At 59.9% G+C, this 19,782-nt stretch carries 21 protein-coding genes and 1 pseudogene; 12 read left to right on the top strand and 10 right to left on the bottom strand.

What is annotated here, in order from left to right; genetic code table 11:
- Positions 1 to 289: 289 nt before the first annotated feature.
- The 3 genes from HNW77_RS06115 to HNW77_RS06105 all read left to right on the top strand — a co-directional run bounded on the left by HNW77_RS06115 (position 290) and on the right by HNW77_RS06105 (position 4,197).
- Positions 290 to 2,371, top strand: a complete 2,082-nt coding sequence (locus tag HNW77_RS06115) for a ParB/RepB/Spo0J family partition protein (protein ID WP_172156107.1) — start codon at positions 290 to 292, stop codon at positions 2,369 to 2,371.
- Between the two features lie 138 nt (positions 2,372 to 2,509).
- Positions 2,510 to 3,712, top strand: coding sequence for a DUF932 domain-containing protein (locus HNW77_RS06110; RefSeq protein WP_172156105.1), 1,203 nt, complete (start codon positions 2,510 to 2,512; stop codon positions 3,710 to 3,712).
- Between the two features lie 77 nt (positions 3,713 to 3,789).
- Entirely contained in the window at positions 3,790 to 4,197 is a 408-nt protein-coding gene (locus HNW77_RS06105) for a hypothetical protein (protein WP_172156103.1), read from the top strand.
- Between the two features lie 7 nt (positions 4,198 to 4,204).
- Here the strand turns inward: HNW77_RS06105 and HNW77_RS06100 are convergent, their stop codons facing one another.
- The 3 genes from HNW77_RS06100 to HNW77_RS06090 form a co-directional block, all read right to left on the bottom strand.
- The gene (locus HNW77_RS06100; protein ID WP_172156100.1) at positions 4,205 to 4,594 is read right to left on the bottom strand and encodes a type II toxin-antitoxin system VapC family toxin; all 390 of its coding nucleotides are present in this window, start codon (positions 4,592 to 4,594) and stop codon (positions 4,205 to 4,207) included.
- Positions 4,575 to 4,856, bottom strand: coding sequence for an AbrB/MazE/SpoVT family DNA-binding domain-containing protein (locus HNW77_RS06095; protein WP_039999970.1), 282 nt, complete (start codon positions 4,854 to 4,856; stop codon positions 4,575 to 4,577). Before HNW77_RS06095 ends, HNW77_RS06100 begins: the two co-directional genes overlap by 20 nt.
- 78 nt (positions 4,857 to 4,934) lie before the next feature.
- Positions 4,935 to 5,216, bottom strand: a complete 282-nt coding sequence (locus tag HNW77_RS06090) for an HU family DNA-binding protein (protein WP_087608829.1) — start codon at positions 5,214 to 5,216, stop codon at positions 4,935 to 4,937.
- A gap of 249 nt (positions 5,217 to 5,465) precedes the next feature.
- On the opposite strand from HNW77_RS06090, the gene HNW77_RS06085 reads away from it, so the two are divergent.
- The gene (locus HNW77_RS06085) at positions 5,466 to 6,527 is read left to right on the top strand and encodes a DUF7146 domain-containing protein (RefSeq protein WP_408886768.1); all 1,062 of its coding nucleotides are present in this window, start codon (positions 5,466 to 5,468) and stop codon (positions 6,525 to 6,527) included.
- A 320-nt stretch (positions 6,528 to 6,847) separates the two neighbouring features.
- The gene (locus HNW77_RS06080) at positions 6,848 to 7,783 is read left to right on the top strand and encodes a DUF2493 domain-containing protein (RefSeq protein WP_172156096.1); all 936 of its coding nucleotides are present in this window, start codon (positions 6,848 to 6,850) and stop codon (positions 7,781 to 7,783) included.
- A gap of 190 nt (positions 7,784 to 7,973) precedes the next feature.
- On the opposite strand, the gene HNW77_RS06075 is transcribed toward HNW77_RS06080, so the two are convergent.
- On the bottom strand, positions 7,974 to 8,225 hold the full coding sequence (locus HNW77_RS06075) for a hypothetical protein (protein ID WP_010510536.1): 252 nt from the start codon (positions 8,223 to 8,225) through the stop codon (positions 7,974 to 7,976).
- Between the two features lie 529 nt (positions 8,226 to 8,754).
- Here HNW77_RS06075 and HNW77_RS06070 point away from each other — a divergent pair.
- Together HNW77_RS06070 and HNW77_RS06065 are read left to right on the top strand one after the other, a co-directional pair.
- Positions 8,755 to 9,216 carry a hypothetical protein gene (locus tag HNW77_RS06070; RefSeq protein ID WP_172156094.1) on the top strand — a complete coding sequence of 154 codons (462 nt, stop codon included), beginning with the start codon at positions 8,755 to 8,757 and terminating at the stop codon, positions 9,214 to 9,216.
- Positions 9,217 to 9,806: 590 nt separating this feature from the next.
- A complete protein-coding gene (locus tag HNW77_RS06065) occupies positions 9,807 to 10,130 on the top strand; it encodes a DUF736 domain-containing protein (RefSeq protein ID WP_010510531.1) in 324 nt (107 codons plus the stop codon).
- 166 nt (positions 10,131 to 10,296) lie between these two features.
- Here HNW77_RS06065 and HNW77_RS18215 read toward each other — a convergent pair whose 3' ends face one another.
- On the bottom strand, positions 10,297 to 10,566 hold the full coding sequence (locus HNW77_RS18215) for a hypothetical protein (RefSeq protein ID WP_172156092.1): 270 nt from the start codon (positions 10,564 to 10,566) through the stop codon (positions 10,297 to 10,299).
- Positions 10,567 to 10,597: 31 nt separating this feature from the next.
- Between HNW77_RS18215 and HNW77_RS06055 the strand changes: the two genes are divergently transcribed.
- The 4 genes and pseudogenes from HNW77_RS06055 to HNW77_RS06045 all read left to right on the top strand — a co-directional run bounded on the left by HNW77_RS06055 (position 10,598) and on the right by HNW77_RS06045 (position 12,946).
- Positions 10,598 to 10,876, top strand: a complete 279-nt coding sequence (locus tag HNW77_RS06055; protein ID WP_116701584.1) for a DNA -binding domain-containing protein — start codon at positions 10,598 to 10,600, stop codon at positions 10,874 to 10,876.
- A gap of 89 nt (positions 10,877 to 10,965) precedes the next feature.
- Positions 10,966 to 11,148: pseudogene (locus HNW77_RS17665) on the top strand (transcriptional regulator domain-containing protein); the annotation flags it as partial.
- A gap of 16 nt (positions 11,149 to 11,164) precedes the next feature.
- Positions 11,165 to 11,779: a DUF2285 domain-containing protein gene (locus HNW77_RS06050; RefSeq protein ID WP_172156090.1), complete on the top strand. Its 615-nt coding sequence runs from the start codon at positions 11,165 to 11,167 to the stop codon at positions 11,777 to 11,779.
- A 348-nt stretch (positions 11,780 to 12,127) separates the two neighbouring features.
- The gene (locus HNW77_RS06045) at positions 12,128 to 12,946 is read left to right on the top strand and encodes a mechanosensitive ion channel domain-containing protein (protein ID WP_172156151.1); all 819 of its coding nucleotides are present in this window, start codon (positions 12,128 to 12,130) and stop codon (positions 12,944 to 12,946) included.
- A 735-nt stretch (positions 12,947 to 13,681) separates the two neighbouring features.
- Here the strand turns inward: HNW77_RS06045 and HNW77_RS06040 are convergent.
- The gene (locus HNW77_RS06040) at positions 13,682 to 13,918 is read right to left on the bottom strand and encodes a hypothetical protein (protein ID WP_172156088.1); all 237 of its coding nucleotides are present in this window, start codon (positions 13,916 to 13,918) and stop codon (positions 13,682 to 13,684) included.
- Between the two features lie 397 nt (positions 13,919 to 14,315).
- Between HNW77_RS06040 and HNW77_RS06035 the strand changes: the two genes are divergently transcribed.
- Entirely contained in the window at positions 14,316 to 14,453 is a 138-nt protein-coding gene (locus tag HNW77_RS06035; RefSeq protein WP_167376419.1) for a hypothetical protein, read from the top strand.
- A 300-nt stretch (positions 14,454 to 14,753) separates the two neighbouring features.
- On the opposite strand, the gene HNW77_RS06030 is transcribed toward HNW77_RS06035, so the two are convergent.
- The 4 genes from HNW77_RS06030 to HNW77_RS06015 form a co-directional block, all read right to left on the bottom strand.
- Positions 14,754 to 16,145 (bottom strand): NAD-dependent succinate-semialdehyde dehydrogenase, encoded by a 1,392-nt coding sequence (locus HNW77_RS06030; protein ID WP_172156087.1) that lies wholly within the window; start codon positions 16,143 to 16,145, stop codon positions 14,754 to 14,756.
- Between the two features lie 81 nt (positions 16,146 to 16,226).
- A complete protein-coding gene (locus HNW77_RS06025) occupies positions 16,227 to 17,384 on the bottom strand; it encodes an iron-containing alcohol dehydrogenase (RefSeq protein ID WP_172156086.1) in 1,158 nt (385 codons plus the stop codon).
- A gap of 86 nt (positions 17,385 to 17,470) precedes the next feature.
- The gene (locus tag HNW77_RS06020) at positions 17,471 to 18,064 is read right to left on the bottom strand and encodes a TetR/AcrR family transcriptional regulator (protein ID WP_172156085.1); all 594 of its coding nucleotides are present in this window, start codon (positions 18,062 to 18,064) and stop codon (positions 17,471 to 17,473) included.
- 183 nt (positions 18,065 to 18,247) lie between these two features.
- Positions 18,248 to 19,618: an NAD-dependent succinate-semialdehyde dehydrogenase gene (locus tag HNW77_RS06015; RefSeq protein ID WP_172156084.1), complete on the bottom strand. Its 1,371-nt coding sequence runs from the start codon at positions 19,616 to 19,618 to the stop codon at positions 18,248 to 18,250.
- Between the last annotated feature and the right edge of the window lie 164 nt (positions 19,619 to 19,782).

Here is a 19,782-nt window from a genome sequence, read left to right as displayed (position 1 = left end):
AAAACGATCACGATGGCAGTGGACACTCGTTCTAAAAATTGTACAGGCCTCGTTTCTACTGGGAACAATCGAAAGCCGACAGCAGCCCCAATGAATGTCCGTTATTTTGAGGTCTGCGCGGAAACTGGACATTCCGCTCTCCCCCCATTACCGACATCTTTCTACCGGGAAAGGGGGAGAGCGTGCTGGCTTGGGTGCAGCCGTCAGAGTCAGAGGGCTGCGCGGATTTTCGTGACGGGTTGAGAGGGTGGGAGAGTGTCTCCTGTCCGCCCGTCATGGAGTTTTCGCCATGGCGACCGCAATTCCCAAAATTACCCTGAGTTCCTCCCGTGACATTCCGTTCAACAGGTTGGTGCTGTCCCAGTCCAACGTGCGGCGTGTGAAATCCAGCCTGTCAATCGAGGAACTGGCCCGCGACATCGAGCGCCGCGGACTGCTGCAAAGCCTGAATGTTCGCCCCGTTCTCGACGATACCGGGGCCGAGACCGGTACCTATGAGGTGCCTGCCGGCGGACGACGCTTCCGTGCCCTCGAACTGCTGGTGAAGCAGAAGAAACTGGCTAAGACGGCACCCGTGCCATGCGTGGTTCGCGAAGCCGGATCGGCCATTTTTGCCGAAGATGATTCCTTGGCCGAAAACGTCCAGCGCGTGGCCCTGCACCCGCTGGATCAGTTTCGCGCCTTCCGTGACATGCTGGAGAAAGGCATGTCCGAAGAGGAAATCGCCGCAGCGTTCTTCGTCGCACCGGCCGTGGTCAGACAGCGCCTGCGGCTGATGACCGTGTCCGACAAGCTGCTTGAGATCTACGAGCAGGACGGCATGAAGCTGGAACAGCTGATGGCCTTTTCCATCAGCGATGACCATGCCCGCCAGGAGCAGGTCTGGGACATCGTGTCCCAGAGCCATAACCGTGAACCCTACGTCATCCGCCGCATGCTGACAGAAAAGACCGTGCGGGCTTCGGATTGTCGCGTACGCTTCGTCGGACTGGACACCTATCTTGCGGCCGGTGGGCCTATCATGCGCGACCTGTTCGAGGCCGATGACGGCGGCTGGCTGCAGGATCCGGCCATTCTGGACCGGCTGGTCATGGAAAAGCTGCAGGAGGCGGCTGAACAGGTCCGCGCCGAGGGCTGGAAGTGGGTCGAAACCGCCCTGTCGTTCCCATGGGGGCACACACGGCAGTTCGTCGAGATCGATGGCACGGAAGTGCCCCTGACCAATGAAGAGACAGCCCGTCTCGAAGCCCTGCGTGCCGAGCAGGAAACCATCGAGGCTGAATATGCCCAGGCCGATGAATATCCGGACGAGGTGGATGCAAGACTGGGCGAGATCGAGCAGGCCATTCTTGCCCTCGAAGAACGGCCTCTCGCATTTGATCCCGCCGACATGGCGCGGGCAGGTGTGTTCGTCAGCCTTGCCAGCGATGGTACGCTGCAGGTGGAGCGCGGCTTCGTGCTGCCCGAGGATATGCCTGCCGAGCGGGAAGAGACCGATGATGCCGACGGTTCGGATGAATACGCTCACGGTGCATATGATGGGCCGAATGAACGTATTGCTGATTATGGCAGTGATGAAGGCGCAGTGGGCGATAGCATTGCTGCCGACGTCGAACCCGAGGAAGAAGACGGGATAAAACCACTGCCTGACCGGCTTCTCAGCGAACTGACGGCCTGGCGCACGCTGGCCTTACGAGACGCGTTTGTCGGCAACCCGCACATCGCCCTGACCGAACTGCTGCACACCTTGGTGCGCGATGTTTACTGGCAGACACCGGGTGCGGATTGCCTGGAAGCCTATGTCCGGGAAATCTCCCTGCCGGTCCATTCGCCCGACATGCCGGGCAGCGTGCCGGCCCATGCGCTGCGCCAGCGCAACGAGGGTTGGAAGCATGATCTGCCTGAGGACGAGGACGCGTTGTGGCGCTGGATCGACGGGCTGGACGATGCCAGCCGTATGGCGCTGCTGGCCCACTGCCTGTCCTTCGGCATCAATGCGCTTTACGAGCGCATGCCATCGTATGGGGCGGTGTCCCAGCGCAGCGTCAGCGAGCGTCTCAAGCGTGCAGACCGTCTGGCGGCAGCCCTCAGCCTCGATCTGGTCGAGGCGGGCTGGCAGCCGACCGTCGAGAATTATCTCGGTCGGGTGACCAAGGCCCGCATCCTCCAGGCGGTGCGCGAAGCGCGCGGCGATGAGGCGGTCGAGCGCATTGCCCACCTGAAGAAGCCCGACATGGCGCGCGAGGCCGAGCGGCTGCTGGAGGGGTCGGGCTGGCTGCCCGAGGCGTTGCGGACCGCGAGGCTGGCCGATCAGGCACTGGTTGAAACAGTGACGGCAAGCGAGGACGTGGAGGCCATTGCCGCCGAGTAGTCTTTATGAGGTCTGGAACTTTGAGACAGCGGCTTCCGGTACCCGGAAGCCGCTTTTTTCATGTCCGCCCTCCCGGGAAGAGGGAGAGGTCGGCTTCGCCTTGGGTGCCGAATAACCGGCATCAGAGGAGAGTTTTCCGTGACCACAACCACCATCCTGCCCCCTGCGTCCCGTGGCGCCGCGTCTGGCGGCTTCCGGATTGATCCTTCCCGTGGCGAACGGAGCGCCCGCGTCTCGTCCGAATGGTTCTCGCGCCCGGATGACGAGCGCTACCTGTCCCTGTCTGACCTGCATGCCGCCACACTTGCCCGTGCCGAGCGCGCCACCGTCCGCACGGTGGAAAGCCGCGCCATTCGCGTGGAAGCATCCCGCGACAATGCCGAGCGCCTGACCCTGACCGTGCCGGGACAGAATGACCCGATCGCACCCACACACTGGTCTTTCGGCCAGATGTGCAGCCTGGTCGGCGCGCCATCGTCATACCTGCGCAATCTTCCCGCTCCGCTGGCGGCGATCAACCTGCAGCACGGGCTGCTGTCGCACCGCACAGAACTGGTGAAAACGCTGGAAACCGAGGACGGCCGCGTCGAACTGCGTGCCGTAACCGGTCCCGATTACGGCCGCATCTGGGATCATGAACTGGTCGGCGCAGTACGCAAAATCGCCGGTGATGGCACAGGCGATACCAACTGGAAGGTGCCGGGCGTGATCGACTGGGCCACCATGACCCACAATCCCTATGTCGACATCACGAAGGAAACCACGACGCTTTACGCATCGGATCGCGATGTCTTCCTGTTCCTGGTCGACGACACCCATCCGATCGAAGCCGGACGCCTGCCCAATGGCGATCCTGACCTCTATTTCCGGGGCTTCTATGCCTGGAATTCCGAAGTTGGTAGCAAGAGCCTTGGTATTGCGTCATTCTATCTGCGCGGAGTGTGTCAAAATAGAATGCTCTGGGGCGTCGAAAATTTCGAACAGATCACGATCCGGCATAGCAAGTTCGCCGCATCGCGTTTCGTGCATCAGGCGACACCGGCCCTGCGGAATTTCGCCACGACCAGCCCGGCGTCGTTCGTCTCCGGCATTCAGGCTTCGCGTCGGGCGCTGATGGCAAAAACTGACGAGGACCGCGAAAGTTTCCTGCGTCGTCGCGGGTTCTCGAAACCGGAAACCACGAAGATCATCGAGACGGTGCTGCACGAGGAGGGACACAAGCCCGAGAGCGTGTTCGATTTCGTGCAGGGAATTACGGCACTGGCGCGGACGAAGACCAATCAGGACACGCGGCTGGATCTGGAGGGCAGGGCACGCAAGCTGATGGAAAAAGTGATCTGACACGTTCCGAGATGAACCATGTGGTTTCACCAGGCCCGGCCCTGCGCCGGGCTTCTGCTTTTTCATGGAGACAGACCATGGCGGACTTCTTTACGCATTTCTCGTGCGTTCTTGATGTCGGCTCCGCACGCAACGCCGCCCGCGCGATGACGATCTATCTGGATCTGCTGGCCGAGTACCAGATCGATGACGCAGGGGGGATACCGTTTGCCGTCTCGGTAGAACCTGCCCATGGAGCCGGCAGGCTGTGGATTCGGGACGATAGGACGGGTGATCCCGCCCAGGTGGTCGTCTTTGTCCTGCGCTGCGCCCGTAAATTCCGGCTCACTGGCCGCTGGGGCTTTCAATGGGCCAATACCTGCACACGCCCGCGCGTGAACGCCTTCGGAGGCGGTGCGCACGTCATTGATCTGGGAAGCAGGGAGACGGTGGCATGGATTGCTACTTACGGATGGCTGGAGGATACCATTGCCGGAAAAACGTAAAAGCGGATCAGGGGGCGCTGACCGACAGCGTGCCAACCTTGGTGGCCGCGCGCATGAAACGCCTGTCGAATGTCGCAAAACCGCTGCAGCCCTTTGCCGCGGCAAGATGGAGCGCGTCCGCAAAGTCCATGCCCGCTTCCGCCCAATCGAAGGCCTGGGCCACAAGCGTCGCATCCTCGACCGTGACCGTGGGCAGGCCCGCAAAGGCGCGCAGGGCCGGGATCACCCTGTTCTTCGGCATGTCATACACCCCGCGCAGAACCCATTCGGTTTCCAGCACGACGGTGCGTGGCACGAAGACCAACTCCCCGTTGACCACCGCACGCGCCTTTTCGGCCTGTTTCGGATCATCGCCCGTCAGGTAGCGGACGATGATGTTAGTATCGACCGCGCGCATGGCGTTTCCTGATTTCCGCGTCCAGACCTGCCTGCATCTCATCAATCGATTTCGGGCCGCCTGTGGGCGGGAGGCTGCCAAATACATCTTCGGGCCGGGTGGCCGCGAAAGCTTCCTGCAGCGGACGGAGCAGGACGCCGCGTTCGGTGTTTTCAACCACCAGCCGTGTTCCGGCGGGCCAGTGCAACTGTTCGCGCAGCGCCTTGGGCAGGATCACCTGCCCCTTGGTCGAGACGGTTGTGGTGAGGGGATCGGCTGGCATCACCTGTCTCCATTGTAAGACAGGTGTAAGATAAGGATCGCCCCCGCCAGATGCAAGCAGATCCTTCCCAAGGGACGTTTATTTCCCGCCGTTCAACGCGTCCTTGAGCGCCTTGGCCGGGGTAAAGCCCAGCTTGCGTGAAGCCGCGATCTGGATCGTGGCACCCGTCGCCGGATTACGGCCTTCCCGGGCTGGTACATCCTTGACCTTGAACTTGCCGAAGTTCGGCAGGGTCACTTCCTCGCCCCTGATCGCAGCCTGGGTCATGGCCTCGACCACTGCGTCGATGACCTTGCGGGTATCGGCATTGCTCAGGTCAGCCTCGGCGGCCACGATCTCGACGAGATCCGAAACCTTCATGATGATGTCCTTTCTAGCGGCAAAAATGCGGTCTTCTGATCACCCGTTATGGCCAAAATCAGGCATGGCACAAGCAACAGACTGTCGCAGGCTGGCTGACGGCCACCGGTTGACAGGGAACAACCGTCCATTTTTTAGCCCATGGCCGCCGGTTTTTACATTCAGAAGCCAATACGCTTCCATCCTGCGTGGCCTCGCGGAAACTGGGTAACGCAGTCCCTTTCAACCATGATGTTCTCAGGAGGCATGATGCACCAGCACGATGCGGTCGACCTTGCCCGCCGTCTTGCCGGGCAGGCCGAAGCAGTCTGTCGGCATTATCTGCCTGCGGGACGCAGGCAGGGTAATTACTGGCTGGTTGGCGACGCGCGTAACACCCCGGGTCGCTCCATGTTTGTCCGGCTACAGGGCAGCGCAGAGGGAAAAGGCGCGGCTGGTAAATGGACTGATGCCGCCAGCGCCGAACATGGCGACCTGCTTGACATCATCCGCGAGGCGCGGGGCCTGACAGACTTCCGGGACGTGGCGGATGAAGCGCGCCATTTTCTGAGCCTGCCGCCGGCACATCTTTCATCGCGGCCTTCTCCGGGCAGCTCGTCTTCCTTTTCCCGTAATGGTGACGCGACAGGGTCAACGGAGGCGGCCCGTCGGCTATTTGCCATGAGCAGGCCGATTACGGGCACAATCGTGGAAACGTATCTGCGTAAACGCGGCATTACGGAACTGCACGAAACCGCTTCCCTGCGTTTTCATCCGCGCTGCTACTATCGGGCAGATGATGGCGGTTCCACCGAAACATGGCCTGCCCTGATTGCTGCAGTCACCGATCTGGACGGCAGGCTGACCGGTGTGCATCGCACATGGCTGTCACCGGACGGGGAGGGGAAAGCGCCAGTCAAAACGCCACGACGGGCGATGGGACAACTGCTGGGCCATGCGGTCCGTTTTGGCGCGGCATCCGGCGTCATGGCCATGGGTGAAGGGATCGAGACGGTGCTATCGATCAGCATGGTCTTGCCGGAACTGCCCCTGGCGGCCTGCCTGTCATCCGCCCACCTCGCGGCCTCCGCATTCCCGGCCTTGCTCAGGCGTCTTTATGTTATCCGTGATGACGATCCGGCAGGCGACCATACGGCGAAAGCCTTGTGCCAGCGGGCACAGGCTGTCGGGGTCGAGGCGATCGTGCTTTCGCCCCGGCTCGCAGATTTCAATGATGATCTCCGCCATCTTGGTCGCGGTGCGCTCCGGTCGGTCCTGCGTCCGCAGCTTGCCCCGCAGGACGTGGCACCTCTCATGGACGGTACGGTCTGATAACCGTTCGGTAGCGCTACAGGCCGGAACCCCCACCATCTCGCATGGTCAGGTCAAGGATTCCCCGTTCGGCAGGGCGCGCCCATGGCCTTCCAGGAGGGGAGCGGGCGACAGCCGGGCCGGGCCTGCAATGCCCGGTGGCAACTATTTTCCGTCGCGCGGCCAGCCGCGCTTTACATCGCGAAACAAAATAGCCGCCACCGGTCATCCTCCGCGTTGCTTCGGCCACGCGAGCGCGGTTCCGGCCTGTCCCGACCGCCGCAATCCGCCCCCGGGAAGGCCGCGATGGGCGCGGCCGACTGAAACCGGAGAGACCCCTCATGACCCGCACGCAGGATGACAGCTTCGAACCCGCCCACGCATCGTCACCGACAGATCATGTCCTTACCGAACTCCAGCTCTACGGCTATCGCCCTTTCGAAGACGAACCCGACGCCAGGCCGTTACCGGAAGCCAGCACCATTGGCGGCGCAGTGGCCGATATCTTTGACGCCATGGTGGCGACGCTGAGTGAAACCCGTCTGGAACCCGATCTTGAAACCCTGCTCTGGTCCATGGGCAATGTCTTCCACCGCACGGTGGTGCAGGTCGAGCGTGAACTGGACCGGAACGAACAGGCGCAGAAGCAGGCGCAGCGGGAGCAGGATGGGAGCGAGATCCGCTCGGTCGAACTCGAACGCATGCTGGCCGAGGGCCAGACCCTGATCGAACGACGCAATGCCTACGAGATCTTCCGCGATCATGCTGCCGATCTCTTTGAACGCCATACCGGTTCGTCCTGGCGCCCCGGACACGGCTCGCTGGTCAGTCGCCCCACCATGACCGCCACGATGGTCGACAGCAGGGATTTCCTGCATGCCCGTCGCAGGGCTGACACCGAACTTCTGGTCCCTCCAGGTCCGAAAGTGGCCATTACCGGTGGCCTGGACTTCAATGACCACCAGTTGATCTGGGACCGTCTCGATCGGGTGCGCGGTCGGCATCCTGACATGGTCCTGCTGCATGGAGGCTCACCCCGGGGTGCCGAACTGATTGCGGCCCGCTGGGCTGAACACCGCAAGGTCACACAGATCGTCTTCAAGCCCGACTGGTCCAGACACGCCAAGGCGGCGCCCTTCCGACGTAACGACACCATGCTGAACGTCATGCCGATCGGTGTCCTCGTTTTTCCGGGCACCGGCATTCAGGAAAACCTTGCTGACAAGGCCAGAAAACTCGGAATTCCGGTCTGGAAATTCGGCAGCGGTGGCGTGTAGGCGCCATCGTTTCCATAGCCGCATGACGGTTCCATATCAGGACCTGTCATGCGGCCATACAGTCGGAATCATTAAATAAAACTTCGTAACGGATATCGGGACGGACAGCCCGATAATGTTCTGGCACCTTCCTGATGACTGTTGAAACCGAATGCTTCCCATCCGCCAGCTTCCCGCATCCCTCTGCCTGTTACTGCCTCTCGCGCTGGGGGCCTGCCATGGACAGGGCCATGATCATGACACCACCTGTCGAAGGGGGCCGCCACCGGGAGGACGCCCCGATATGGGGGGCGGATTTCATGGTGGCATGACAGAGGGTTTCGGGGGCGGCTTTGGTCCCGGCGGCGGTATGTCGGGCATGATGCCGGGTGGTGGACCCGGCGGCATGATGGGCGGGGGCATGGGCGGCGATGGGCCGCCCGATGATGACTTCGGGAGCCACAGGAGGCCGCCACCGGATATGGACCGCTCTGCCACCCGCTGCGGTCCGCCACCCCGCCCACGCGAAGGGCAGAGGCAGGGCGGAACACCACCTACAAACGTGCACGAAGACGTGGATGTATCAAAAATTCAGATCGGCGGATCGGATTGAATGGCGTGTACGGTATCCCGTTTCATGGCGATCCTTTGCTGTTTCTGCTGTCTCTCCGGATGTGCCGAGCACCGGCAACCCCTAGACGATGACGGCCTGCCCGTTACCGACGGATCAGAAACCGGCGGTCCACCAGGCGGTGGCCGGGGCGGTCCGGGCGGTGGTGGAGGAGGCATCTGGTCGGATGTGCTGCATACCGCCATGCAGACCGGCATGGGTTTCCTGCATCACTAGAGACGGATCCGCATGGCGCGAACATGACCTGCATCGCGCCATGTTTTCAACGTGACGGCCGCCGCCGAATTCAGCTATAGTTTCCCTGCGTCAAGGTGGTGGTGGCAGACGCGATCGTTCAGCCGTGTCCAGCGGAGATCGCATCATGCTTGTTGTCGCACCTTTCCTCTGCGTCGCCAGCGTCGGCCTTCTGTGCTGGCTGGTCTTCACCCTTGCCATCTATGCCCTGCCTTTTGCCATTGGCGTGGTCGCCTTCCTGCATGCCATCCACGCCGGCGGTGGCGCGATCGGTGCCGTCGTGACAGGATTCCTGGCAGGCGTTGTGACACTGCTCGCGGGCCAGATGGCGTTTGCTCTGGTTGCAGTCGTCTGGTTCAGGATGATGCTGGCACTGATCTTCGCCATACCGGCAGCACTTGCCGGTTACAGCACGACGCTGGGACTGGCGCAGACCGACTTGTCCTCAGGCATCTGGGCACACCTGTTTGCCATAACAGGCGCCGCACTCGTCGGGGGCACCGCCTGGGTCCGTATGTGGGCGTTTATCCCGGCCGATGCACAGGAGCAGGATAGGGGCAGGCCCAGGTCCCATTCGCACCTTGGGTAACAGGTGCATCCAGACCTGGCTGTGTTTTCCTCGATTTATCACGCGTCCCTGAAACAGGATCGAAGGGAAAGGGTGTCGGAACGCCGATCGACCGTCCGTGGGACAGTGGTGGCCATGGGTTCGCCGGAATGCTGCCGCAGGGCGGCTTCGTTATCCCAGCATGCATGAACCCCAGTGACAGCCCGATGTCATTGGCACGGCAGGTCAGGGGCAGGCATGCGGTTCCTCGTCGGGATCCGTGAGTGCAGGTGGCACTTACGCCCTGATTGTAAGCATCGGCCGACCATGACGGAACAGCCAGTAGGGCCACGTCTTCTTCCGGGAATGCTGTCAGGCAGCGACCATCACGTCCTCTTCATTGGCTGATCTGCCCGAAGGACAGCTGCGCCTCGATCGCCCTTGGGCAACGGCACGTCGCAACTTTCTTCCCCTGGGGCTGCGCCCCATTCCTCGCGAGACAAGAAAGTTCCGCCGCTGCCGTCCTCCGCGATGCTGCGGTCCGCAAGCGGATGCCCGGTCGATCGCCTTCGGGCGGACGATCGCCATCGAGGCCGCGGTGGTCGCCGCCCGATAACAGCAGGAGAAGTCACATGGCCAACATCGGTTCCTTCAAGAAGGTCGGCAACGAAATTCAGGGCGAAATCGCCACGCTGTCCCTCCAGACGAAGAATGTCCGCATCGTGCCGGAAGCCAACCGCGCCAATGACAACGCACCCAGCTACCGGGTCTTTGTGGGCCGGGCCGAAATCGGAGCCGCCTGGTCGAAGCGCTCCGGCGAGGGCCGCGACTACCTGTCCCTCAAGCTCGACGACCCAAGCTTCAACGCTCCGATCTTCGCCAATCTGTTCCGGGACGAAGACGGCGAGGGATACAGCCTGATCTGGACCCGGCCCCGCCGGCCAAACGGGGACTGATCCCACCCAATGCCCCGCCCGGTTGTCCGGGCGGGGTTTCTCCCACCAGACGGACCCAGCCCGTGCCCCCGACAAAGGCGGCGCCTTATGACATCGGACTTGAACGACTCGAAAGCGACTAATATAGTCGTATTTCTGGTGCGGGCCGTCAGTCTGTCGGATGTGATCATGGATGATCACTGGCCGACAAGTCCGGGCGGCACGGGCCCTGCTGAACTGGACGCAGGAAGAGCTTGCCACGCACGCCCTTGTAGCGCTGACTGCCCTCAAGCGGCTTGAGTCCGAGCGCGGTCTGGCCGTTCATGAGAGCACTGCGGATCAGGTCCGTCGCGCACTGGAAACAGCAGGGATCCTCTTCATCACATCCGACAGGGGCCACGGCGTCATGTTTCTTAACGGGACTTCCGATCCAGTGGCAGGGCAGACTGACCGTCATCGTCCCCGCAACCGCTCCTGAGTAACCTGCCATGGACAAGCCGCCACGCGACCCTGCGGTTGCTGATGTCGCCCCTGAAGCCACCTATCTGACCGGGTATGACGAGCAGCACCTGATCACCTATCTGCGGCTACTGGATGCAGAAGCCGACCAGGCCGACTGGCAGGATGTTGCCCGCTTGGTCCTGCACCGTGATCCCGCGGTCGATCCGGAGCGTACCCGGCAGTGCTGGATGAGCCATCTTGCCCGGGCACACTGGATGACGTCTCATGGTTTCCGTCATCTCCTGCGTGGCGGTGCCCCCAACTGACCCTTGGCCCGTTGCATCAACCGCAACGGGTCTTGCGGTGCGCAGGGATAGCGCGAACGGTCATCTACGGACATAATCGGGCGGGGCGAATGCTCGCCCTGTTACCCCCGTTCTGCATCGGAGATGACGCCATGAGCCGCGCCAACTGGCGATCGGCGGGCGCGTACGAGAGCCTGCGGTCACTCAACGCCCCTGCCTTTGCCCTGCAGTTTCTGTGCCGTAATTCAGATTTCCAGCACGACCGGCGCAGGCTTCAGCTTGCGACACAGGCAGGAACGCTGCATTCCGATGACGCCGAGGCCTTCGCCCGGCACTGGGGGTTGCGATTTCGACCCTGCGGATCATGCGGAAGTGCCGTCATCTGCGGTTTGGACGGCGCGCGCGTTTCCGGGCGTGACGGTTCTGACCACGATGCCGGTGGACCTGACTGACGACCGCTTGGGTTTTCGGTCAACTCTGCCGGAGGCGACACAGGCAGTCGGAAACACCGAAACTGTCATTCATCTGGCCGGAACAACATTGCACGTCCTGGCTCTTACTCCGGAAAGCAACGGAGGGGCAGTTCTTCTGCCTTTTGATCGCCTGTTTGAAATCCGTATTGCTGCGGCCCTGCAACTGTGGCGTGCCGCCATGGGGCAGAGTGCCGGTTATGATCCCACCATACTGTCGCCAGCGCGCCGGGACCGACTGATTCTTGCCCTGCGTTTTCTGGATGGAAGCGGGGCAGGGGCCAGTCGTCGCGAGATGGCACCAGTCCTGTTTCGGCGGGAAGCCATTTCTGCACGGGACTGGATCGGGCATGACCTGCAGGCACGCATGGATCGTCTGGCCCGGCTTGCCAATTCCATGAGACAGAGGAATTATCGTCGTCTGTTGCTGCATCCGTTTCGGGAACGGATATGAATCATTTGGTCGATCCGTTATTGGTCGTCAGATGGAGGATATACGACAGTTCAGGCATCGTGAAAGTCTATGGCGTTTCCGTATCATTTTTGATGTTTCATATGTTTTTTCAGGTCTCCCTATCGAAGTCATGATCGGTGCCTGGTCCGTTCAGGCCAGCCTTGGGAAATGTTCATTCTATCTGACTGAAACGATGAATACGGAAATAGTATCCTGTGCTGGATGAACCACGTTGTTCCTGAAATTATCTTGTAAAAATGCAGTGGTGACGAACTGGCTTGAAACGGCTTACAATGTGAAGCAGATTGCGTATTTTACTACGCAATACATGATAAATATAAATCAGGGATAGTCATGGAAAAGCAGATTCATTCCATTCTGGATCAGGTTGACGGATTGCTTCCGCTTATACTCGGATATGCAAGTCAGTTCTTTCTGGCTCTGATCGTTCTTTTTGTGGGCTGGAAGCTCGTCAACGCCGTAACGCGGGCGATGGGCCGGATGATGGAAGCCAGTCATATAGAGCCGACATTGCGCGGATTCCTGCTGAGTGTGGTCGGGCTGTTTCTGAAAGCTCTACTGCTGATCAGTGTGGCATCCATGGTCGGCATTGCAACAACATCGTTCGTGGCGGTTCTGGGTGCCGCCGGTCTGGCGGTAGGCATGGCATTACAGGGTAGCCTCGCCAATTTTGCTGGTGGCGTGCTGATCCTGCTGTTTCGCCCGTTCAAGGTTGGGGATTCGATTGCGGCGGGGGGCAGTTCGGGAACGGTTACATCAATCGAGATGTTCCGTACCGTGCTGCTTGATGCCAATAATGAGATCATTTACATCCCCAATGGAACATTGTCGAACAACATCGTGATCAACAGCTCGGAGTCAGACCGGCTTGCCGGTTCGGTCAGCCTGCTGATTGATTACCAGGACGATCTGGACAAGGCCCGGGCACTGTTGCTGGGTCTTACGGAGAATGACACGCAGGTACTCAAGAATCCCGCGCCGTCAGTGTCTTTTCTGCCAAAACCGGCAAATATTCAGGTCACGTTGGGGTTCTGGTGCGCACCTGGTGATGTCTCGGGACTGGTTGCGAAATATTCCGAGGCCTCGATTAAAGTGCTCCAGAAGAATGGATATCGTCTTGGAGTCACAGCGCGGGCTGCTGCATGACCACGGCGGGTTTCACGGCGCTGTCCTGAAACCCGCCGATGAGCGAGGACAGACAGCTTCCTTCTTATGAAGATCATTTACGACCGCCAGATTACCCGCATCAAGGCAATCCGCATCGTTATGCCTCGACCGATGCATGACAACTGGCGGCCGACCTGACTGCTTCCCGACCGGATCGACATCATTGATCCCTGCTTCGGGCATGGTGAGGCGTCCTCCCCTCCAAACGGCAGTTCATTATGGCAAGGCAATTGATTCCCATGACCGATGCGCAAAACACACATCGACTGCCCACGCACCCAACCGCGTAGTGTTTATCGGCAACGGCAGTTCTAGTGCGGCAACACTGCTTCGGTTACTCTTCGGCAAGCTTGCCGACGCCATCACACATTTGGTTCGACGATGACCGCGCGCCTTGCGACGGTCACCAACTCAGGTCGACGCCGTTCAAGACGTCAGCAGGATGCAGATCTTCGACCTGAATGGAATTTATGCTTTCATACCATGTAAGCTTTTCTTCGCCACTCATGTCGCTACGTTGTGGTTTGGCTGGCCCTTATCAGGCGCTCGAATTCGTCGCAGGATTTTTCAATTCTGTTCCTGCGGCTATGAACTTTCGGGACGGTCTGCGGATGTATCGGTAGTGTTACACTTCGGGTGACCCGCCTTCTCTTTCGGAATAGCGGTAGCGCTTCACGATTACTCCGCTGCCTGATTTTCAGGGCCATTCACATTTTATTCTGAGGCCCATTCATCGACTGGCCGGTTGGCCATGTCATGTGCCCTGTATCCTTTTTTGCGCGCCCGGTCGCTGTCTTCGCTACCAGCCGGAAACAGCTTGCGGGCATCTTCATAGGCGAACATTGCCGCCTTCGCCGCTTTCAGGCGTTCATGCGCATTTTTGCTTGGATTCAGGGCTTTAGCCATCCAGGCGTCGCCTTTGCGTTCGCATTCATTGGCAGGGATCATCATGGGGCCTTTTCTGACCGGGTTTCCTGTACATAAAATACTCGAAAGAATACGGTCAGGTCCAGTCACAGCGCTGAAATCCCCGCGTTCTCGGGATAGGCAGGGTGAACGAAGCTTCGCACTGTTCAACCGTAGCCTGTGTTTTGCCAGCAGGTTTTGGCATGAAGGGCGGGCCGGAGGATAGGGCTTTCCCTCAGCCTTCCCATCGTACCATGCGCGAAGCGAACCGCGTCAAGGACGCACGGTCCCTCCAATTTTGCCTGGTGCCCCGTAACGGGCGCACCAGACAAAATCGGCTCCCCCACGCGCCGGCAAGCCGGTCGCCTGCGGCGATCCCTGACCCGGTCCGCCCGGGCATGAACTGTCTGTCCTGTCTTCGAAAAACGAAAGGAGCAGGACAATGATCACACTCAACGATACCATCCACGCGCTGCGTAACGAACTGACCAGCTTTCACCTGAGCCGCCGCGAGCGCCGACAGGTCGAGCGGGAACTCAGAGAAGCGCTCGCACGCCGTGATGCCGAGGCCCCCGTCTGACGGGGGCTTTTCTTTCCAGTTTTTGTGTCAACCCATCATAATGCTGAAAAAAACCAGTGTTCTCGCCAGTGCCTTCCTGCCCGGATGCCGTCATATGCCCTGATGAGATCGCGGTTCATATAGGCCAGCCGTGCAAGGGCCGAAGCGGACGTGTGAATACATAAGTGAAATGTGAACCAAGACTTATGTCCTGCTTCGATCCACTTTCAATAAAGACTGGTACAGCCTGCCTGTTTATTGCCGTTTTCCATTATGGGTGCGACCGGGCACACATTGTTGTGCCCGGTCGCGCCGGTTTCGTCAGAACGCCGCGTCGATATCAACGACGTTGATCAGCTTGTGGTTGATGAACTCCTTGATGCCAAGACCGATCAGTTCACGGCCATAGCCGGAGTTCTTGATGCCACCGAACGGCAGGTCCGCCTTGGGCGACAGCGGATGGTTGATGAACACCATGCCGGTGCGGATGGCACGGGCCACCCGTGCACCGCGCGCTTCGTCCTTTGTGAATACGGAACCACCCAGCCCGTAGGGGGAGTCATTGGCAATGCGGATGGCGTCCGCCTCGTCCTTCGCACGGTAGATCTGGGTTACGGGGCCAAAGAATTCCCAGTGACGGGCTGCATTCTTCCCATCAAGGTTGGACATCAGCAGCGGCTGGAAAAACGCACCCTGTTCGGGCACTGGTGCTCCGATGATCTCGACCTTCGCACCCAGGTCCATCGCCCGCGTAACCTGATCGCGCAGGTCGTTCGCTGTGGCCTGTGAGGACAGGGGGGCCAGTGTGGTGGCCGGGTCCATCGGGTCACCGGCCTTCAGGGCGGCAACACCTTCCTTGTAAAGGGCAAGGAACTGGTCATAAACCGCATCTGCTACGATCAGCCGCTTGGCCGAGACACAGACCTGACCGGCATTCCAGTGGCGGCCGATCACTGCCCAGCGGGCCGCCTTTTCCACGTCGGCGTCATCCAGCACGATGAAGGCATCCGCGCCGCCCAGTTCCATGGTCGCCTTTTTCAGCGCCTTGCCCGCAATGCCGGCGATAACGGTGCCCGCACCTTCCGAACCCGTCAGGGCGACACCGCACACACGCGGGTCGTTCAGGATCATGGCGGTGTGGGGGCGGGCTGCATACAGGTTGCGGAACAGGCCCTTGGGCAGACCCGCTTCGGCCATCAGCGTATCAAAGGCTGCGGCACACTGCGGCAGGTTGGAGGCATGCTTGAGCAGCACGGCATTACCGGCCGAAAGCTGCGGCGCGATGATACGCACGACCTGATAGAAGGGGAAGTTCCACGGTTCGATCGCCAGCACGATGCCCAGCGGTTCATGAACCAGCACGGGCTTGCCTTCCGCCGGGTTGGCGACGGGCAGGATTTCCGGCTTCAGCAGTTCTTCAGCGTGGTTTGCATAGTATTCGAAAATCTCGGCGGAAAGAATGACTTCCTTTTTTGACTCTTCAAACAGCTTGCCCATTTCCAGCGTGCCAAGGCGGGCATATTTATCAATGTCGCGGCGCAGGATGGCGGCCGCCGCGTTCATGACCTTTGCGCGGTCGGCAAAGGACGTGTCGCGCCAGCTTTCAAAAGCGGCATGTGCTTCGGCCAGTGCGGCCTGTACTTCCGCATCCGTTGCATCGGGGAAGGTTGCGACAACTTCGTTGGTATAGGGATTGGTTGATGCGTAAGCCATTTTGGATATCTGTCCCTTAATATAGTCCGTTATGTCCGGGATACGGCGTGTGGCCGTATCCCGGTGGTCGTTCAGTGGAAATCAGGTGGCGGCTTCAAGTATCTGGCGGCTGACATCCAGCGTGACATCACCGTTTTCACCCAGATGGGTCATGCCGTGATCTTCAAGCTGACCAACCAGGTCGTTGATGCCTTCAGCCCCGATGTCGTAGGCAGACAGGCGGGTCGGCACGCCAAGGTTTTCGAAGAATTCCTCGGTCTTGCGAATGACGGCATCGATCCGCTGGTCTTCCGTGCCCTCGGTCAGGTTCCACACCCGTGCGGCATATTGCAGCAGCTTGGCGCGCTTTTCGGTGCGGCGCACCTTCAGCAGGGCAGGGAACACCATGGCCAGCGTGCGTGCGTGGTCGATATGGTATTTCGCCGTGATTTCATGGCCAATCATGTGCGTGGTCCAGTCATGCGGCACGCCTGCGCCGATCAGGCCATTCAGCGCCAGGGTCGCAACCCACATGAGGTTGGAGCGCAGGTCATAATCATCCGGTGTTGCGACAATACGCGGCCCGATTTCCACCAGGCTTGACAGCAGCCCCTCGGAAAAGCGGTCCTGTGCCATGCCATCGACCGGATAGGTCATGTACTGCTCCATCACATGCACGAAGGAGTCCACGACACCGTTGATGACCTGCTTCATGGGCAGGCTCATGGTGCGCATGGGATCCAGCACGGAAAAGCGCGGATAGACCAGCGGGTTGGAGAACAGCAGCTTGTCGCCCGTGGACTGGCGTGAAATCACGCTCAGGCAGTTCATTTCGGACCCGGTGGCGGGCAGGGTGACAACGGTGCCCAGCGGCAGCGCCTTTTTTGCGGCCTCGCCCTTGCTGACCAGAATATCCCACGGCTCGCCTTCATACGGCACGGCGGCGGCAACGAACTTGGTGCCATCCATGACCGACCCGCCGCCCACAGCCAGCAAGAAATCGAGCTTCTCTTCCCGCACCATGGCCACGGCCTTCATCAGGGTTTCATAGGTCGGGTTGGCTTCAATACCACCAAACTCACGGAAGGTCCGGTTGCCCAGCGCCGCGCGGACCTCATTCAGCGTGCCGCTGCGTTCGGCGCTGGCGCCACCATACAGCACGAGCACGCGGGCTTCGGGCGATAGCTGTTCATCAAGACGGGCGATCATGCCCTTACCGAACAGGACCCGCGTGGGGTTGTAGAATTCGAAATTCTGCATCTTCACACCTATTGGACCGGTCGTCTCTATTAGACCGGTCATCTATTAAAATCGCGGAACAGGCCGTTGGCGGCATGTCCGACACGCTAGATTTCCAGAAGCAGCCTGCTTGCCTCCCAGGCATGATCAAACGGCGGAGAACTATGGGTGATCTTCACCATGAGCGTCGACCCCAGCCAGAGCTGATAAAGGGAAGCCGCCAGCATCAGCGCGGATTGTGTGCTGCCGATAGACCCTTCTTCCTGCCCTCTGGCAATGACGGTGCTGATCCGGTCAATGACAGTACGGGTGCCAACGTCCAGAATGGCGCGCATCCGTTCGGACAGGTCCGAGACCTCCGCTGCCAGCTTTACGATCAGGCATTTGTTGCCGATCTGCCCTTCGATATGGGTATCGCGCCAGAACTGGCAGTAGCGGGTAATCCGCTGTGCGGCGTTCTCATCGTCGTTTCCCAGGATGTCATCCATCTTTATCAGGTAATCGTCGATATAGGTCTGGAGCAGGGCCTCGCCAAAGGCTTCCTTTGATTCGAAGTAATGGTAGAACGACCCCTTGGGAATACCCGCGACTTCGAGTATCTGCGCCAGACCGACGGCCGAGAAACCACGCTGGCCGATAAGCGGCCGGGCCGCTTCCAGAATGTGCTGCCGGGCAGCGCGATGTTTCTCTGCGATCTTCATGGAAGTCTATATACGGGTGGCCAGTCGGGATGTCCAGACAAAAATTAGACCGGTCGTCTCTTTCCTGTTTTCTGACCGGATGAGGTAGGGGAAGGCGCGCCACCGCGGCAGCCTTGAAGTCCGCTGTCCCGATCAGAACAGCGGACTTTTAAGCTATCCGGCGGCAGGGACCGGCTTCCCTGTTCAGGCCGGGGTATGCACCAGTTTCTTGTTGATGAATTCTTCAATACCCAATGAGGACAGTTCGCGGCCATAGCCGGAATTCTTCACGCCACCAAACGGCAGGCCAGGGGCGGTCCATGTCGAACGGTTGATGAAAACCATGCCGGTCTCGATCTGGGCCGCTACCCGTTTTCCACGTTCGATGTCGGTCGTGATGACAGAGCCGCCAAGCCCGTAGGGGGAGTCATTGGCCAGGTCGATGGCCGACTGTTCATCCGGTACCCGGAAGATCATGGCCACGGGGGCAAAGAATTCCTGATGGAAAGCCGGATTATCCTTGTTGATATTGTCAAGGATGGTCGCCTGCAGGAAATAGCCGGGGCGATCGATGCGCTTGCCGCCGGTCACAACGCGCGCACCGTGGGCCACCGCCGTTTCAATCTGGCCCAGCACCAGTTTCAGCGCGCTTTCGCTGCATAGGGGGCCAAGCGTGGTCTTTTCATCCATCGGGTCGCCCGCCACCAGCTTTTCAAGCGCTGCCTTGAAGCGTGCGGTAAAGGCATCGGCAATCTTTTCATGCACGATAAACCGCTTGGCCGCGACACAGCACTGCCCGGTATTGTTCATCCGGCCCCAGACCGCCCATTTGATCGCGACATCCAGATCGGCGTCATCAAGCACGATAAAAGCGTCACTGCCACCGAGTTCCATGGTGTTCTTCTTCAGCGCGTTGCCTGCTTCGGCGGCCACGGCCTTGCCAGCGCGTTCGCTGCCGGTCAGCGCCACGCCGCGCACGCGCGGGTCGGCCACGACGGTTGCCGACTGTTCGTTGGTAATGAACACGTTTGAATACGTGCCTTCGGGCGCGCCCGCATCGGCAAACAGTTCTTCAAACATGACCGCGCATTGCGGCACACCAGGCGCGTGCTTCACGATCAGTACGTTACCGGCCATAAGGTTGGGGCCGGCCACGCGGGCCAGTTGGTAATAGGGGAAGTTCCACGGCTCGATGCAGAAGACGATGCCGATGGGCTGGCTCAGGATTGTGGCCTTGCCGTCGTCAACCTTCAGGTCAACGGGGGCAAGGAATTTCTCGGCATTGTCAGCATAGTAATCAAGGATATCGGCGCTCAGGTCCACTTCGGCCTGCGCCTCGCGGAACAGCTTGCCCATTTCCACGGTAATCGGCGTCGCAAAGGCATCGCGGTTATGCCGCATGATTTCAGCGGCCTTGTGCAGTATTGCGGCGCGCTGGGCGTAGGTTTTATTGCGCCAGTTCTTTTTATAGGTGGTATCCGCTTTTGTAATGATACCGGCAAGCTGGGCATCCGAATGCAGGTCGAATGTCTTGAGCGTTTCTTCCGTGTACGGATTGATGGACTGGTAAAGCATGGTGAACAGTGGCCTCCCATTTATTTTGTCAGCCAGCCCTTTTCCGTCCCTGCATAGGGGCCAGATGGGCCCGCAGGCACGTGACGATGTATCAGGACGGTGGGCTGTCGGCTGTGTTTGTCTATATACGGATATATATAGTCATCGACATATGACAAATGGAT

The sequence above is a fragment of the Komagataeibacter melomenusus genome (assembly GCF_013155395.1).
In the GTDB taxonomy this organism is placed as follows: domain Bacteria; phylum Pseudomonadota; class Alphaproteobacteria; order Acetobacterales; family Acetobacteraceae; genus Komagataeibacter; species Komagataeibacter melomenusus.
Note: the sequence above shows the minus strand (reverse complement) of the source record. Positions and strands in the feature narration are given on the sequence as shown.

What these genes read in the sequence shown, in the direction of transcription:
- HNW77_RS06115 (WP_172156107.1), top strand. Translation starts at nt 290, where the DNA reads ATGGCGACCGCAATTCCCAAAATTACCCTGAGTTCCTCCCGTGACATT.
- HNW77_RS06105 (WP_172156103.1), top strand. Translation starts at nt 3,790, where the DNA reads ATGGCGGACTTCTTTACGCATTTCTCGTGCGTTCTTGATGTCGGCTCC.
- HNW77_RS06100 (WP_172156100.1), bottom strand. Translation starts at nt 4,594, where the DNA reads ATGCGCGCGGTCGATACTAACATCATCGTCCGCTACCTGACGGGCGAT.
- HNW77_RS06095 (WP_039999970.1), bottom strand. Translation starts at nt 4,856, where the DNA reads ATGCCAGCCGATCCCCTCACCACAACCGTCTCGACCAAGGGGCAGGTG.
- HNW77_RS06090 (WP_087608829.1), bottom strand. Translation starts at nt 5,216, where the DNA reads ATGAAGGTTTCGGATCTCGTCGAGATCGTGGCCGCCGAGGCTGACCTG.
- HNW77_RS06085 (WP_408886768.1), top strand. Translation starts at nt 5,466, where the DNA reads ATGCACCAGCACGATGCGGTCGACCTTGCCCGCCGTCTTGCCGGGCAG.
- HNW77_RS06080 (WP_172156096.1), top strand. Translation starts at nt 6,848, where the DNA reads ATGACCCGCACGCAGGATGACAGCTTCGAACCCGCCCACGCATCGTCA.
- HNW77_RS06070 (WP_172156094.1), top strand. Translation starts at nt 8,755, where the DNA reads ATGCTTGTTGTCGCACCTTTCCTCTGCGTCGCCAGCGTCGGCCTTCTG.
- HNW77_RS06065 (WP_010510531.1), top strand. Translation starts at nt 9,807, where the DNA reads ATGGCCAACATCGGTTCCTTCAAGAAGGTCGGCAACGAAATTCAGGGC.
- HNW77_RS18215 (WP_172156092.1), bottom strand. Translation starts at nt 10,566, where the DNA reads ATGACGGTCAGTCTGCCCTGCCACTGGATCGGAAGTCCCGTTAAGAAA.
- HNW77_RS06055 (WP_116701584.1), top strand. Translation starts at nt 10,598, where the DNA reads ATGGACAAGCCGCCACGCGACCCTGCGGTTGCTGATGTCGCCCCTGAA.
- HNW77_RS06050 (WP_172156090.1), top strand. Translation starts at nt 11,165, where the DNA reads ATGACGCCGAGGCCTTCGCCCGGCACTGGGGGTTGCGATTTCGACCCT.
- HNW77_RS06040 (WP_172156088.1), bottom strand. Translation starts at nt 13,918, where the DNA reads ATGATGATCCCTGCCAATGAATGCGAACGCAAAGGCGACGCCTGGATG.
- HNW77_RS06035 (WP_167376419.1), top strand. Translation starts at nt 14,316, where the DNA reads ATGATCACACTCAACGATACCATCCACGCGCTGCGTAACGAACTGACC.
- HNW77_RS06030 (WP_172156087.1), bottom strand. Translation starts at nt 16,145, where the DNA reads ATGGCTTACGCATCAACCAATCCCTATACCAACGAAGTTGTCGCAACC.
- HNW77_RS06025 (WP_172156086.1), bottom strand. Translation starts at nt 17,384, where the DNA reads ATGCAGAATTTCGAATTCTACAACCCCACGCGGGTCCTGTTCGGTAAG.
- HNW77_RS06020 (WP_172156085.1), bottom strand. Translation starts at nt 18,064, where the DNA reads ATGAAGATCGCAGAGAAACATCGCGCTGCCCGGCAGCACATTCTGGAA.
- HNW77_RS06015 (WP_172156084.1), bottom strand. Translation starts at nt 19,618, where the DNA reads ATGCTTTACCAGTCCATCAATCCGTACACGGAAGAAACGCTCAAGACA.